At 55.8% G+C, this 15,473-nt stretch carries 13 protein-coding genes; 5 read left to right on the forward strand and 8 right to left on the reverse strand.

Going from position 1 to position 15,473, the window contains the following annotated elements; all coding sequences use genetic code 11:
* Positions 1–435 precede the first annotated feature (435 nt).
* The 5 genes from JYB85_RS12800 to JYB85_RS12820 all read right to left on the reverse strand — a co-directional run bounded on the left by JYB85_RS12800 (position 436) and on the right by JYB85_RS12820 (position 6,958).
* Positions 436–2,223 (reverse strand): M1 family metallopeptidase, encoded by a 1,788-nt coding sequence (locus JYB85_RS12800; protein WP_228730101.1) that lies wholly within the window; start codon positions 2,221–2,223, stop codon positions 436–438.
* 376 nt (positions 2,224–2,599) lie between these two features.
* Positions 2,600–3,571, reverse strand: coding sequence for a PstS family phosphate ABC transporter substrate-binding protein (locus JYB85_RS12805; RefSeq protein ID WP_207379613.1), 972 nt, complete (start codon positions 3,569–3,571; stop codon positions 2,600–2,602).
* 182 nt (positions 3,572–3,753) lie between these two features.
* Complete coding sequence (gene phoR / locus JYB85_RS12810) at positions 3,754–5,064, reverse strand: phosphate regulon sensor histidine kinase PhoR (protein ID WP_207379614.1); 1,311 nt, start codon at positions 5,062–5,064, stop codon at positions 3,754–3,756.
* 72 nt (positions 5,065–5,136) lie between these two features.
* Positions 5,137–5,826: a phosphate regulon transcriptional regulator PhoB gene (phoB, locus tag JYB85_RS12815; RefSeq protein ID WP_207320383.1), complete on the reverse strand. Its 690-nt coding sequence runs from the start codon at positions 5,824–5,826 to the stop codon at positions 5,137–5,139.
* A 196-nt stretch (positions 5,827–6,022) separates the two neighbouring features.
* A complete protein-coding gene (locus tag JYB85_RS12820) occupies positions 6,023–6,958 on the reverse strand; it encodes a porin (RefSeq protein ID WP_207379615.1) in 936 nt (311 codons plus the stop codon).
* Between the two features lie 283 nt (positions 6,959–7,241).
* On the opposite strand from JYB85_RS12820, the gene rdgC reads away from it, so the two are divergent.
* Positions 7,242–8,153: a recombination-associated protein RdgC gene (gene rdgC / locus JYB85_RS12825; RefSeq protein ID WP_207324332.1), complete on the forward strand. Its 912-nt coding sequence runs from the start codon at positions 7,242–7,244 to the stop codon at positions 8,151–8,153.
* 99 nt (positions 8,154–8,252) lie between these two features.
* Positions 8,253–9,479, forward strand: a complete 1,227-nt coding sequence (locus JYB85_RS12830) for an HD-GYP domain-containing protein (RefSeq protein WP_207379616.1) — start codon at positions 8,253–8,255, stop codon at positions 9,477–9,479.
* Between the two features lie 12 nt (positions 9,480–9,491).
* Here the strand turns inward: JYB85_RS12830 and JYB85_RS12835 are convergent, their stop codons facing one another.
* From JYB85_RS12835 to JYB85_RS12845, 3 genes are all read right to left on the reverse strand, one after another.
* A complete protein-coding gene (locus JYB85_RS12835) occupies positions 9,492–10,289 on the reverse strand; it encodes a substrate-binding periplasmic protein (RefSeq protein WP_207379617.1) in 798 nt (265 codons plus the stop codon).
* Between the two features lie 102 nt (positions 10,290–10,391).
* Entirely contained in the window at positions 10,392–11,039 is a 648-nt protein-coding gene (locus JYB85_RS12840; RefSeq protein WP_207379618.1) for a hypothetical protein, read from the reverse strand.
* Positions 11,026–11,616: a sigma-70 family RNA polymerase sigma factor gene (locus JYB85_RS12845; RefSeq protein WP_207379619.1), complete on the reverse strand. Its 591-nt coding sequence runs from the start codon at positions 11,614–11,616 to the stop codon at positions 11,026–11,028. Before JYB85_RS12845 ends, JYB85_RS12840 begins: the two co-directional genes overlap by 14 nt.
* A gap of 262 nt (positions 11,617–11,878) precedes the next feature.
* On the opposite strand from JYB85_RS12845, the gene dauA reads away from it, so the two are divergent.
* From dauA to purK, 3 genes are all read left to right on the forward strand, one after another.
* On the forward strand, positions 11,879–13,627 hold the full coding sequence (gene dauA, locus JYB85_RS12850) for a C4-dicarboxylic acid transporter DauA (protein ID WP_207379620.1): 1,749 nt from the start codon (positions 11,879–11,881) through the stop codon (positions 13,625–13,627).
* 253 nt (positions 13,628–13,880) lie between these two features.
* The gene (purE, locus tag JYB85_RS12855; RefSeq protein ID WP_207320391.1) at positions 13,881–14,372 is read left to right on the forward strand and encodes a 5-(carboxyamino)imidazole ribonucleotide mutase; all 492 of its coding nucleotides are present in this window, start codon (positions 13,881–13,883) and stop codon (positions 14,370–14,372) included.
* 2 nt (positions 14,373–14,374) lie between these two features.
* Complete coding sequence (gene purK, locus JYB85_RS12860) at positions 14,375–15,460, forward strand: 5-(carboxyamino)imidazole ribonucleotide synthase (RefSeq protein WP_207379621.1); 1,086 nt, start codon at positions 14,375–14,377, stop codon at positions 15,458–15,460.
* The last annotated feature ends 13 nt before the right edge of the window (positions 15,461–15,473 follow it).

A 15,473-nucleotide genomic window follows, 5' to 3' on the forward strand; every position in this document is an offset into this window, starting at 1 on the left:
TAGTCTGTGACAAATAAAATTGTTTAAAAAATACTCGGAACGACGGGAACTTTTACCGCATGGGGCTCTCAAAATGTATGAACACTGGAATAGGTTTTTCATGTTCATCATTCTCCCTGGGACTTCTAGCGCAGTCCCCTTGATCCAAGAAGGATCGAAGGCAACCGAGGTAGGTTGCCTTTTTTTATGCCATGCAGAAAATTTTTTTGAGAAATCGTGAACTTTTGTTTTTGCCGGGACTCTGAATAAGTGAACCGAATTTTGTATGTGTGCCTTCGGGCTTAACAGCTGAGTTTCACGTTCGTCATCATCTCCCTTTAGGGACAGCATCGTAACCGCTAGCGCAAACCTCGATGCTTATCCTGACACTGAATTGTTCGGCAACCCTCTGGGTTGCCATTTTTTTACCTGTTTATCAGCTCATCCCTGTTCCGCCTATCCCCAAGCCAAAATGCGATCCAACTGCACCTGCAGTGACGGGTGGTAGCCGGAGCGGGAACGGCGATAAATGTCGCCAAGCTCCTGCTGATAACCCGCCAACTGCAGCTCCAGATACAGGGGGCGGACAAATTTCGCCCGGCCGATACGGGCTAAAAACGCCCCCAGCGCAGGCAATACAGGATCGTAGTTATTGCGAATGGCGACCCGGAACCAGTCGCAGGCTATTTCGCTGTTGCCGCTGTCACTGAAACCAAAGCTGTCATCCAGTTCCATCAACTGTGCCTGGCTGAGACATTCAGGCAAACGGGAAAAGAAATATTGCCAATGTTGCACCCGCCATTTGGCCACATCGAGGGACAGTGCCGGCTGGCCGTTAAGCCAACTCGCCAATGCGTCGTCGACCTTGAGCAGACTGGAAGAGCTGGGGGCCACAAAGCTTTGGGGCAGGCCCGAGCCATAAATCCACTCCATGAGTTCCGCTTTGGTCAGGCAATCGGCGAAGGCCGACAGCAGATGCTGCTCGGCATAGGCGACAAAATCTTCCGTGGTAATGGCCTGAAAGGCGAAATGCGCCAGATAATCGCGCAAAGCCCCGTCGAAACGCTCGCGGCCAATGCGCCTTTCGAGGAAATGGACAAACATCGACGCCTTGTCGTAGGTAAAGCGATTGAAGGCCAGGTTGGGATCGCTGCGCTGCAGATTGGCGGGCAAGGTCTGTTGTGACCTCAAGGTAGAAGCCATCTCCTCCCGCAACCGGCCGTACTCTATCATCAGCTCCAGTTGCGCCTGCTCGGTACCATAAACCGCTTCCACTATGCGGTTGGTGAAATAGGTGGTAAAGCCCTCATTGAGCCAGAGATCGCGCCAGGTGGCATTGCTGACCAGGTTACCGGTCCAGGAATGGGCCAGCTCGTGGGCCACTGTGGCCACCAGGCTCTTATCTCCCGCAATAAGGGTGGGGGTCAAAAAGGCCAAACAGGGATTTTCCATACCACCGAAGGGGAAACTCGGCGGCAGGATCAGCATATCGTAACGTTGCCAGCGATAGGGACCGAGCAAATTCTCGGCCACCTGCATCATCTGTTCTATGTCTTCAAATTCCTTTGCCGCGGCCGCCAGCATACCGGGCTCGGCAAACACGGCGCTGCGTGGACCAATCTCCTGCCGGGCTATATCGCCGACGGCTATGGCCAGCAAATGGGTCGGGATAGGTTTGTCCATCTCAAAGCAGAAGGCACCGTCGGCGCCGCGCTGTCCCAGATTCAAGGCGCTCATCACCACCTGCATCCCTTCTGGGGCCATAACCCTGGCACTGAAGCTTATTCTGGCCTTGGGGGTATCCTGCAGCGGGATCCAGCTGCGGGCATTAATGGGCTGGGACTGGGAAAACAGGAATGGCAGTTCGCCTCCCAGGGTTTGCGCCGGGCTCAGCCACTGCAGTCCCTGTGCCGATGGTGAGGTTTGGTATTCTATCTCAATCCAGGGGCTGGCCTCCTTGAGGCTTATTTGCATCCCCTGCCCCAATACTTCGCTGAACTGGCACAACTGCCAATCCAAAGGGCGACCCTTAGAATCGTAAACGGCCGAGATCGCCAAATCCCGGCAATCCAGCCACAGACAGCGGCTGTCCTGTGCAACATAATCCAGCATAAGACGCACCCGCCCCTGAAGCCTTTGTTGCTCAAAATCGACGCTGAGGGTTAAATCCAGGTGTTCCACCCGGATCTGCTCCGGATTGGCGAAAGAGTGAAAATCCCTCTGGGGGTGATAGTGCTGACTCAAGTGTAAGTCCCGGCATCTATGGATGATTGACTATTATGCCCGCAACGGCCTGAGTCAGCCAGTGCAGTAGCCGAACGCGCCTTAAGATGCAATCGCAGCGCCGCTGGAAAATATTTTCCGGTGACGGGAACCCTGACCAAAGGGCCCTGTCTGAACATGTGAACTGAACTGATTTTGCGTAGATCATCACCCTCCCTTCAGATGGCGTCCTGTGGAACCATCACGAGTTTCAGAATTGGAACTGCTGCGACCTCCGGGTCGCATTTTTTTTGCCTGTTATTTTTGGCCGTAAAAGCGAAAAAGTCCCCTTGGCAATAAACAATACCCGTAAAAACAAAAAAAGCCTCCCGAAGGAGGCTCTTGGCAGGCGCTGGAATTACAGGCGGATACCGGCTTTTTCCAGATCTTTGGCGATAACACTCTTAGGCAGAGCGACATAGCCATCTTTCTCAACAACTTGCTGACCTTGCTTGGACAGGATGAAGCGGATGAATTCGCGCTCCATTGGGGCCAGATCCTTGTTGGGGTGCTTGTTCACGTACACGTAGAGGTAACGTGACAGTGGGTAAGTACCGTTGGCCGCATTTTCAGTGGTCGCATCGATAAACTCATTGCCTTTCTTGGAGATAGGCAGAGCGCGAACGCCGGCAGTCTTGTAACCGATACCAGAGTAACCAATGGCGTTAAGGGATTGAGACACAGACTGAACCACAGAGGCGCTGCCTGGTTGCTCATTCACGTTGGCCTTGAAGTCACCCTTACACAGGGCGTGCTCTTTAAAGTAACCGTAGGTACCGGATACAGAGTTACGGCCATAAAGTTGGATGTCTTTGGCTGACCAGTTGCCATCCAGACCCACATCGCCCCAACGCTCCAGGTTGGTACCACCACATTTCAGGGTAGAAGAGAAGATACCGTCAACCTGCTCCATGCTCATACCCTTGATTGGGTTGTCTTTATGCACGAATACAGCCAGGGCATCGATAGCAACGCGAATGGCGGTTGGCTGATAGCCATAATGCTTTTCAAACGCTTCCATTTCGTTGGGCTTCATCTTGCGGCTCATTGGGCCAAACTGAGAAGTACCTTCGGTCAGGGCTGGTGGCGCAGTGGAAGAACCGGCAGCCTGAATTTGGATGTTTACGTTTGGATAAACTTGCTTAAATTCTTCGGCCCACAGGGTCATCATGTTGGCCAGGGTGTCTGAACCAACGGAAGACAGATTACCCGATACGCCGCTGGTCTTTTGATATTCAGGCAGTGAAGGATCCAGGGCAGCCATGGAAGTGGCTGAGAATACACCAGCGGCCGTTAAGGTAACCGCGCCGACAAGCTGTTTCAGTTTCATTTTTTGCTCCAGTGTTTAGCGTACTTGGTTTCTAAAACGCAGCCAGTATCAACTGCCACAATGACAAGTCTATTACCTGTAAATGACACTTGTATGACAAAGGTCGGTTTTTACCCTTTTATGGTTCGAGCAAAAAAAAACAGGCCCCAAAGGACCTGTTTTATTGTCATGGGGCCGTCATTTCAGGCGCGCTTGCTGTCGGCATGCTCCAGCAGATGGGTCGGAATAACAAAGCTGAAGGTACTGCCCTTGCCGAGCTCGCTGCTGATGGCAAGCTCGCTGTGGTGATGACTCAGGGCGTGCTTGACTATGGCAAGGCCCAAACCACTGCCACCTGTGGCCCGGGAGCGGGCACTGTCGACCCGGTAAAAGCGCTCCGTCAAGCGGCTGATGTGCTGGGGTGCAATACCCTCGCCGGAGTCGGTAACCGAGAAACGGGCACCGTTGGCGACACTGCGCCAGCTGACATTGATTTTGCCACCGGGCTCGGTGTAACGAATGGCGTTGGAAATCAGATTGGAGCAGGCACTGCGCAGCTGCAGCTCGTTGCCATGGGTATTGAGCCCCGGTTCGCAGCTGAAGCTCAGCTCATACTGGCCCTGCGCCAGGGCCTCGGCTTCATCCTTGAGGATTTGCATCATCTGCCCCATGTTGACCGTGTGCTCCAGACTGATATCCGAAGCATCTTCAATCCGTGACAGGGCCAGCAGCTGTTCCACCATGGATTGCATGCGCCTGGTCTGCTGCTCCATTAACGCCAGCGGCCTGGCCTGCAGCGAATCGGGCTCGGCCATTCCCTGCATCATCTCCAGATAGCCCTGCAACACGGTCAAAGGCGTCTTGAGCTCATGGGACACGTTGGCAACAAACTCCTTGCGCATGCCTTCCAGCTGGCGGATGCGGGTGATGTCGCGGGCGATAAGCAAGAGCTGCCGGTCGCCATAGGGCATCAATCTGACTTCCAGACGGCGTTTGTCAGACACAGGTGACGCCAGCTCCAGGGGTTCACGGAACTGCTGCTTCTTCAGGTAGGCGGAAAAATCCGGATCCCTGAGCAGGTTATCTATGCGCTGACCATTGTCCTGGGGCCACACCAATCCCAGGATCAACTGCGCCAGCTTGTTGCACCAAAGGATATTGAGATCCGAATCCAGCACCACGGCACCATCTGGCAAGGCCTCCGCCCCCTGGCGAAAACGGCCCAGCAGGGACGCCAGCTGGGAGACCCGGCGACGGTTCTTGCCCTGCAGGCGGTAGATGCCGTTGAATACCCCTTCCCAACTGCCGCTGCCCTGGGGCGGGGTCAGACGACGATCGTGCCACAACCAATGATTAAGACGGCCAAGCTGGCGATAGTGCCAGCCCAGCAGAATGATGCAGGTCAACAACAATACCCACAACAGCTGACCGCTGAGCAGGCCTATGAGCAATGCAAGGGCAAGGTAAATCATCAACCTGGAGGCCAGGCGATACCCTGAATAGGAGTCGAACATCTCAAGTGTCCAAGCGTCGTGCTATGGGGGCACAAGATAGCCGAAAAGGCCATCCGTGCCTATAGCCAGCCACTATATGCGTGTTGAAAAGCGGTAGCCGGCGCCGCGCACTGTCTGGATTAACCTGTCGTGCCCTGACACTTCCACCGCCTTACGCAGACGACGGATATGCACATCCACGGTTCTGTCTTCCACATAGACGTTGGTACCCCAAACGTTATCCAGCAGCTGCTCGCGACTGTAAACCCGCTCCGGGTGAGTCATAAAGAAATGCAGTAAGCGAAACTCGGTGGGGCCCATGTCCAGCACAGTGTCACCGACAGACACCCTGTGACTGACCGGGTCCAACATCAGCCCCTGAACATCTATGGTCTCTTCCAGACGGGTCGGTGCGGCCCGGCGCAACACGGCCTTGATCCTGGCCACCAGCTCCTTGGGGGAAAAGGGTTTGGTGATGTAGTCATCGGCGCCCACTTCCAGGCCCTTGACCTTGTCCTCTTCCTCTCCGCGGGCGGTGAGCATTATGATGGGGATCTGGCGGGTGAACTCATCCTGTTTAAGGCGTTTGGCCAGCTGGATGCCACTGCCTCCGGGAAACATCCAATCCAGCAGGATGAGATCCGGGAAGGGCTCCTTGAGCAAGGACAGTGCCGAATCGAAATCCTCTGCCGCTATCGTGGTGAACCCGTGTTGTTCCATTACAAAGGTCAGCATCTCGCGGATGGCCAACTCATCTTCAACTATCAAAATCCGTGCAGTCATAAGCGATATTCTTCAGTGAATTTCCACACTGCCATTATTGGTCAGTTTTATTACAAAATTATGAAGCGAGCGGTCAACGATGTCATTAAATCCAAAAAATTGTCATAATTGCAATAATTTAGCTGATTTCATTGTCAGTAGAATGCCATGAAAAAAGGAGACCCAAGGTCTCCTTTTTGTTACACGCAAGTCAAGCTTAGAACTTGTGTTCGATACCGAAACCGATGTAGTCCTCGGACTCGGTTGAAGCATCCATATCGCGAGTGGTGTAGAAGGCCAGCAGCTTGGTAGGCTTGCCCAGCTTGTAGTCGGCACCGACAGACCAGGAATCGCCTTTATCTTCCATGTCCTGATATTGGGCTTTCAGAACCACGGCATCGATATGGTAAGCCGCGCTCAGCAGGAAACCGTCGGTGCTGGTACCACCAACAGATTTTTCTTGCTGCTGGAACATACCGCCAACAACGAAGTCGGCAAATTTGGCTTGTACAGTGGCACGCAGTATGTCATAGCCGGCAACTTCTGAGTCATAGGCCAGAGCGGCATATACTGGAGTCTTTTTCAGATCCTTGTCACCGTACATGGCGGCCAGAGAGAAACCATCGTCACTTTCATTTTTTACTTGAGTATGGGCAGCTTCGGCAGCATAGGTCACGCCCAGACGGAAATTGTTCATGGAAGGCGTCATGTAGGTCACAGTCTGCTCAACGCGGTTTTCGCCCTTGAACAGGTGTTTCAGGTCGCCTGACAGGTCGTTGAACAGGTCAACCTTACCTTGGGAAATTTTCATCATGGTGTCGTTACGACCCAGAGAAACGGCACCGAATGCGCCTTGCAGGCCAACAAACTGGTTACGGGCCAGGAAGTTGCCTTTGGAATCGTTGCCGGTATCTACTTCGTATTCAACGGTGTAGAAAGCTGCCAGAGAGCTGCTCAGTTCGAATTCGCCCTTAACACCCAGACGAGAAGCATTGCTTTGTACAGTGGTCTCAGACTCAACGCCGTCGTCGTTGGACTGGGCAGTTACGTTAACCTTACCATAAACAGTCAGAGGCTCAGCGGCCTGGGCAGACGCGAGAGTGGCAGCGGTCAGTGCAGAAGCGAGCAAAGTTTTGCAAAACACGTTCATCATTTAATCCTTTCGACGTTCTGTTCGTCTTGGTTATTGGTTTGGAACGAGCGCAAGTTTGCAACGGATATATTGCAGTTTTATTTCACTGCTGCAGTAAGCTGTATTATTCGGTGAATAATGCAGCATCAAAAACAACATTATCAATACACAACAATCACTTGGACATTATCTCACGCTATATGACAGTTTGATGAATTCTGTGGCTGCCGCAATTTCAATACGGGTTTACCCCCGCAGGTGTATGGCTTACACTGCGGTTTTATTTTTTGGCAGAGCCTAAGCTATGTGGTTTAAAAATCTCACCCTGTATCGATTCAACAAGCCGGTGTCACTGGACGCGGAGACGCTGGAAAAAGCCCTGGCCGATTTCACCTTTTCCCCCTGTTCCAGCCAGGACATCAGCAAGTTCGGTTTCTCCAAGGCCTTGGGCAAGCAGGGCGATGCCCTGGTTCACAGTGCCAACAACCGCCATTTGATCTGTGCCACCAAGGAAGAAAAGATCCTGCCCGGCCAGGTCATCAAGGAAGCACTGGAAGAAAAAGTGGGCCAGCTGGAGGCAGAAGAAAACCGCAAGCTGACCAAGAAGGAAAAAGATGCCCTCAAGGATGAAATCACCACCAGCTTGCTGCCAAGGGCCTTCTCCCGCCGCAGCCAAATTCATGCCTTAATCCTGCCTGAGATCAACATGATCCTGGTGGACAGCTCCAGCGCCACCAAGGCGGAAGAGCTGCTGGCCTTGCTGCGCAAAGCCATCGGCAGCCTGCCGGTTATCCCGGTGAGCTTTGAGCAACCACTGGAAGTGCAATTGACCGAATGGCTCAAGCAGGGTCATGCGCCGGCCCCGTTTGAGATGCAGGATGAAGCCGAACTGAAGGCGGTGGCCGATGAAGGCGGCATAGTTCGCTTCAAGCAACAGGTGTTGACCGAAGATGAAGTGCTGGCCCATTTGGAAACCGGTAAGCAGGTGACCAAACTGGCACTGCACTTTGGTCAGAGCATCGCCTTCCTGCTGCAGGCGGATGCCAGCCTGAAGCGCCTGAAGTTCTCGGAAGAATTCCGTGCCGGCAATGACGAGGTCGGCAATGACGACCCCATGGCCCGCCTGGATGCCGATTTTGCCCTGATGGGCTCTGAGCTGGTGGCGCTGATGACCAGCCTGGTGGATGTACTGGGCGGTCTGCCCGACGCAGAATAAACTCCTGCCTCAACCCGCAGGCATGACGCAATTAACCTTTGAGTTATGCCTGTGGGACTCTTATGCTTGTTGGGTGTCATTTTTCAATCGGATAGCACCATGTTCCCAGCGAGCGAATTCCGTCTTAACGCCTCCCATTTACCCCAATGGCGCTACACCATATTTCGCCGCCTGTTCGGCTTTATGGCCGTCTTCTGCATCCCCGTGTATGTGACCAGCATCTACCTGTGCATTGCCCAGGGTCTGTGGGCCATGGTGATAGTGGACACCCTGGCCTATCTGTTATTGCTGGGATTGCTGTTCTTCCCCGAACTCAGTGACAGGCAACGTTACCTTATGGGCTGCGGCCTCTGCTACGGCATAGGCGCCGCCTTTATGGTATCTGTGGGACCCACCGGGGCCGGTTGGTTCTGGATGTTCCTGTTTCCCCTGCTCACCGCGCTGCTACTGGGATTCAACGCCAGTATTTGGGCTCAGGTAATCAATGCCCTGACCCTGATTGCCATAGGTATCGCATATCAGCAACAGCAATTGCAGTGGCCACCGCTGCCGGCCTACAGCACCACAATTTACTTTGTGGTGTTGATTAACTTTATGGTGCTCAATGCCATGTTAAGCCTGTCCATCGCCTTTTTGATGGATAAGCTGAGCAAGTCGCTGGAAGAGGCCATCAGTTCCAGGCAAGCCACCGTCATAGGTCTGGCCAAACTGGCCGAATATCGGGATAACGACACCGGAGAGCACCTGCTGCGTATGGCCCAATACGCCAGATTACTCGCGACCCGGTTGGCGGGCAGTCAAAATCCTCCGGATGAGCTGACAGAGGAATTTATCGATTACATAGGGCTGGCTTCGACCCTGCACGACATAGGAAAAGTCGGCATCCCCGATGCCATATTGCTCAAGCCCGGGCGCCTCAGCGATGAAGAGTTTGAAACCATCAAGGGTCATCCGCAGATAGGGGCGGGGGTACTGAGGGATCTGCAGCAATACGCGCCAAGCTGCCAACTGCTGTTACTGGGGGAGCAGATAGCCTCCGGACACCATGAGAAGTGGGATGGCAGCGGCTACCCCAGGCAACTTGAAGGCAAAGCCATTCCGCTTGCGGCGCGAATTGTGGCCCTGGCGGATGTTTATGATGCCCTGACCAGTCAAAGGTGTTACAAGCGCCCCTACAGCCATGAAGAGGCGCGGCAAATCATTATCGAGGGTCGTGGCAAACACTTTGATCCGCAATTGGTGGACGTGTTTCTGACCAACGAAGCCGATTTTATTGCGCAGGCAAAACAGCAGGATGCCGCCGAGCAACAGTCCATGGCCAGTTAGGGCGGTGATGTTTCATCGCCTGACTTCATCCTGAGCGACCATCCCGGAGATCTTATCCAGCCAGCTTTGCTGTAATTTTTGCAGCCGGCCATCCTTGCGGGTATGGCTGATGGCACCATCAAACTGGGCCACCAATTGCGGGGAGACAGAGCTGCGTGCAAACAGCAGATGAATAGGCTCGCGGCTCGGCACCAGGGGCTGACGTTCAAGCCTGACCCCTTCCACCTGACGGGCGATATAAGGTAAGGCCAGGCTGTCACCAATCACCACCTCGCCACGGCCATGGGCCAACATCTGAATACTGCGCTCCGCATCCGGACTGGCGATCAACTGCTGCCGGTTGCTGAGCTGATTACGCAGCCGCTCAAATTCATTGCCGTACCAGCCACTGGAAGGCAGCAACAGCCGATAGCCCAGATCCAGCAGCTGTTGCCAACTGTGAATCGATTCCAGCTGGGAAGCCGAATCAAGCTCAAACAGCGCAACCTCTTCCTCCCGGTATGCCAGGGAAAAATGCCCATATTGGGCCCGCTCGGCGGTAAAACTGGCCCCCATCATGAGATCCAGCGCCCCCTGACGCAGCAGCTGGTGACTGCGTTTCGCCGGCAGCAGCTGAAAATCGAGCTCGCAGCCCACCTCGGTCGCCAGCAAACGCAAAATGTCCACGTCCAGGCCCCGGCTTACCCCGTCGCTTTCCTGCCAGGCGTAGGGCGGCCAGTGATTAAAGCCCACCCGCAGTGGCTGTTCACAGTCGGGAGCAGACCACACAGGCGCAATCATCAGTAGCAACAGCAAGCTTAATAAACGCAAGGGCACTGTCTCCCGGGCAGGGTTAAGTCACTTCAACTGAGTATAGTTCGCACTGCCGCAAGTCTTAGGCAGGGCCCCATTGTCGCTGACAAAGCCAGCCCCTCAAGGCTGTGCCAGGCGCTGTTGCAGACTCTTCAGGCGTTGCTGCTGGGCATCTGTCAGGCTTGGCTCAGCCTCAAGCAGTGCGGCAAGGCGCTTACCGGCGGTCTCTTTATCGCCCTGATCCAGCAAGGCGCTCACCTCCGCCAGCATCGTATCCACATCCAGAGGCTCGGGCAGCAAGGCCATTCTGGCCGCCACCGGTGCCTGCTTGGCGACAGGGGACATTGAGGCTGACGGCGCCAGCGCGGCAGAATCTGCGCTGCTCACATCTGCACTGCCTGGCGAGCTCATCACAGGTGCAGGTAACGCCTGTTCCTGCGACTCAAGGGACAAGGGCTCGGGGTTCAAGGGCAAGGACTCGGGGTTCAGGGGCAAGGGATCACCTCCCTGCATGGCGGGGTTGAGCCACACCAGGGCCACCACCAAGAGCAAGGACGCTGCGCTGCTGATGGCCAAAGGATTCGCCCGCCACCAAGGGCGGTGCACCTTGGGCTGTCCCAAGCCTTGCCGCGCCATTTCCAGAATACGGCTATCGACGGCTTCGCCGGGCAACTCTTCGGCCCCCTCCCGGTAAAGCGCATCCAATTGCTCCGCGCTGCGGCGCTCTTCGGTGCCCATATCGGCAAATTTTTGCTCAGAGGATTTCATCGACACTCTCCTGCAAACGCCGGTTCAAACACTGACGCAAACTCTGATAGGCATAGCGTATGCGGCTCTTGCAAGCCTCGAGGGATACCCCGGCAATCTCGCTGATGGCCTGGGCAGTCAGCCCCATTTCACTGCTGAGCAAAAATGCCTCCTTCTGTACCGTCGGCAAGCGTCCAATACACAGCTTAAGGGCCAAGGCCTGCTGTTGCTGCTGCGCCGCAGATTCGGGCGTATTGGCGTCACAAACAGGTTCCAACTCAAGCTCCTGCAGCTGCTCCAGGGGTTTAACCGCCCGCACATGATCTATCAGCAAATTGTGGGCGATGCGATACAGCCAGGTAGTGAATTTGGCACTGACCCTGTAGCCTGCTGCCGCCTTGATCACCCTTCCCCAGGTTTCCTGATACAAATCTTCCGCCAACTGTTTATCTCCCAGTTGGCGCACAAAGAAGCGGTAAAGTCCGCCCTTGTGCCTCAGGTACAGGCATTCGAAGGCGCGGATATCGCCACCGGCATAATCCAGCATCAGGCTTTCATCGCTCTGGGTATCCCTTGCCACCGCGGATAAGGCTGTCATCTGTTGCTCTGTTAAGGCATGAATAACAACAGTTTGCCCCTTGCCCGCCCGCTTGTCCATGCAGCCCATAACCCAGCCCCGCTTTCGACGCTGGCCGCCAGTGCCGACCATAGCCCTTGCACTTATCAACGATGAATCCGGGAAAAAGGGGGATTTGTTTATGAACTGATATACCCATCAAAAATTGTTAGCTGGATCACAAAATACCGCGACCGGCAGCCTCTACAATGTTGCCCTCCCACACCTTCTCCGACCACTGAACATGCCCCGAAGCCACCTGACGTCTCTTCAACCCGGTCACGCCCTGCGGGAAAGCCTGCGCAGCGGTTACGGAACCGGCGCGTTATTCCAGGATCTGCTCGCTGGCACCACGGTTGGTATCATAGCGATTCCGCTGGCCATGGCGCTGGCAATTGCCAGCGGAGTGCCGCCACAGTACGGCCTTTATACGGCCATCATAGCCGGACTGATTATTGCCCTCAGTGGCGGTTCCCGCTTCAGTGTTTCGGGACCGACAGCGGCCTTCGTGGTGCTACTGTATCCGATTGCCAGCGAATTTGGTCTCGGCGGCCTGCTGCTGGCGACCCTGATGTCCGGGCTTATCCTTATTAGCATGGCAGTGCTGCGCCTTGGCCGTTTCATCCAGTACATACCCGAGCCTGTCACCCTGGGTTTTACCGCAGGTATTGCTGTGGTCATCGCCACCTTGCAATTAAAGGACTTTCTGGGATTACCGCTCGAGTCACTGCCCGCCGATTACCCCGGCAAGCTGCACGCGCTCTGGCAGGCCTTGCCAAACTGGCATCTGGCCGAGCTGCTGGTGGCCTCGCTGACATTGCTGACCTTGATCCTCTGGCCCAGACTGAAAACCCCTCTGCCACCCCATCTGCCCGCAATACTGGTCGGAGCCCTGCTGGCCTGGTATCTGGGACAACAGGGCATGGTTGTGGACACAATCGGCAGTCGCTTTCACTACCTGCTTGCCGATGGCAGCCGCGGTGACGGCATACCGCCACTGCTGCCGCAATTTGCCTGGCCCTGGGATCAGGTAGATGCCAAGGGCCAGCCGCTGCAACTGTCCTTGTCCCTTATCCAGGCCTTGCTGCCGTCGGCCTTTGCCATTGCCATGCTGGGTGCCATAGAGTCGCTGCTGTGCGCCGTGGTGCTTGATGGCATGACAGGCACCCGCCACAGTGCCAACAGCGAACTGCTGGGCCAGGGACTGGGTAATCTGATCGGACCCTTTTTCGGCGCCATTCCCGCCACCGCGGCCATCGCCCGCAGCGCCGCCAATGTCCGCGCCGGAGCCCGCAGCCCGCTGGCCTCCATCTTCCACGCTCTGGTGGTTCTGCTGGCCTTGCTAGCGTTAACCCGGATACTGGCTTACATCCCCATGGCCACCATGGCAGCCCTGCTGATGCTGGTGGCCTGGAACATGAGCGAAGCCCCCAAAGCCCTGAAGCTGCTGCGCCAGGCTCCGAGCAGCGACATCCTGGTGTTCCTGTGCTGCTTTGGCCTGACCGTGGTGTTTGACATGGTCATAGCCATCACGGTCGGCATAGTGCTGGCCTCCTTGTTGTTTATGAAAGAAATTGCCGCCATGACCCGCTTAACCGACATCAGCGAAAATCCCAGGCATGTGCCCCAGCCTCTGCCGGCCGACTGGCAGGTGTATCGCATTGATGGGCCGCTGTTTTTTGCCGCCGCCGACAATCTGTTTTCGGAACTCATGTTACGAGGCAAGGACAGCCGTTATCTGGTGCTGGACTGGCAAAACGTGTCCCTGCTGGATGCTGGGGGGCTGGCTGCCCTGGAGCGCTGCATCAAGTGGGTGATTCAGGAGCAGAAAGAGCTGCTGATTGCGGCCGTGCCTTTCCAGGGCCTGCGGGTGCTGGCCAAGGCCGGCATCAGGGAGATCCCGGGACACCTGAGTTTTTACCATGAACTGCAGGCGGCCCTGCCACAGCACAGTGACCAGCATCCAGCGTCTGCCAGCCAGGCCCCGGCCTAAATCAGGCCCCGATGTAAGCCAACTCCCTGTATAAGCCAACCCACGGTATAAGCCAAACCGCCGCTCACCGGGCACAGGTCTTCAGGCCCGTGCCATCCTATCGGGGGCGATCGAAAAGGCAGCCAAAACCACGCCGCCATGCTATCATTTCGCCCCATTCAAGCTCCCGCAGGCGCCAAGCCTGCGCGAAAGCCCAAGTACCCTAGCCTGCTCACAGGCAAATATAAATAAAATCAGTTGTTAAGGAGTTATCATGCAAGCCCTCGTTGCTGTCGTAATGGGATCCAAGAGTGATTGGCCCACCATGGAAGCTGCCGCAGAGATCATGGATAAACTGCAGGTGCCTTATCATGTTGAGGTGGTTTCCGCCCACAGGACCCCGGACAAGTTGATGGATTTTGCCGCCACCGCAGCAGACAAGGGCTTTCAGGTGATCATCGGCGGCGCCGGTGGCGCGGCCCACCTGCCGGGCATGCTCGCCTCCAAGACCCGTTTGCCTGTGCTGGGCGTACCGGTACAGAGCAAGGCGCTCAATGGCATGGACTCCCTGCTGTCGATAGTGCAGATGCCCAAAGGCATTGCCGTCGGCACCCTGGCCATAGGCACAGCCGGTGCCTTCAATGCCGGTCTGCTGGCCTGCCAGATCCTGGCCAACAATGATGCTGCCCTGGCCGAACGCCTGGAGGCCTTCCGCGCCGAGCAGACCCAAAGTGTACTGGACAATCCGGATCCGAGGGACGAGTAATCATGGCGAGCAAGCAAAAAGTCTGGGTACTGGGCAATGGTCAGCTCGGTGCCATGTTGAGCCATGCGGGTCAGCCACTGGCCATAGAAGTGCTGCCGGTGGACATTATGACCCCGACAGATGTCAAACTGCTGCTGGCCGACGATGACATTATCACCGCCGAACGTGAGCAGTGGCCGGAATCGGCCCTGAGCCTGCAACTGTCCAGCCACAGAAATTTCATCAATGGCCCGGTGTTTGGTCGCCTTGCGGACCGCTACAGCCAAAAATCCCTGCTCGATGAACTCAAGGTCGCCACCGCCCCCTGGGAACTGGTGGATGACAACACAGACGTCAACGCCCTGTATGCCAAATATGGCGAGCGGGTGCTGATGAAGCGCCGCACCGGCGGCTACGACGGCAAGGGCCAGCATTGGCTCAAGCAGGCCGAAAACGGCCAGATTCCCGCTGACTGGCGCAACCTGGCCATCGCCGAGCAGGCCATCAACTTCGATGAAGAAGTGTCTGTGGTAGGTGTGCGTACCCACAGTGGTGAGTGCTTCTTTTATCCGCTGACGCTGAACCTGCACCAGGATGGCATTTTGATGGCCTCCATCTCGCCGCTGCCAAGGCTTGAGCCGCTGCAGGCCGAAGCCAATGCCATGCTCGGCACCATAATGCACGGACTTAACTATGTGGGCGTGATGGCCATGGAATGTTTCCGGGTCGGTGAACATCTGCTGGTGAACGAATTGGCGCCACGGGTACACAACTCGGGTCACTGGACCCAGGCCGGCACCCATATGGATCAGTTCCAGCTGCATCTGCGGGCCCTGTGCAACTTGCCCATCCAGCAGCCCCAGGTGAATTTCCCCTGCGTTATGGTTAACCTTATTGGCATAGACAAGGACGACCGCTGGCTGAGTCTGCCCAACGCCGAGCTGTTCTGGTACGACAAGGAAGTGCGCCCCGGCCGCAAGGTGGGCCACCTGAACCTGTCGGTACATAACAGTGCCATGTTGGAAGACAGCATAGCCAAACTCAAGTCCTGGATGCCGCTCCAATACCAGGCGCCGCTGGAGTGGATCCTGCGCAACAGTGAGTTTTAAGCAGCATTAAATC

It is taken from the genome of Shewanella sedimentimangrovi (assembly GCF_017354965.1).
In the GTDB taxonomy this organism is placed as follows: domain Bacteria; phylum Pseudomonadota; class Gammaproteobacteria; order Enterobacterales; family Shewanellaceae; genus Shewanella; species Shewanella cyperi.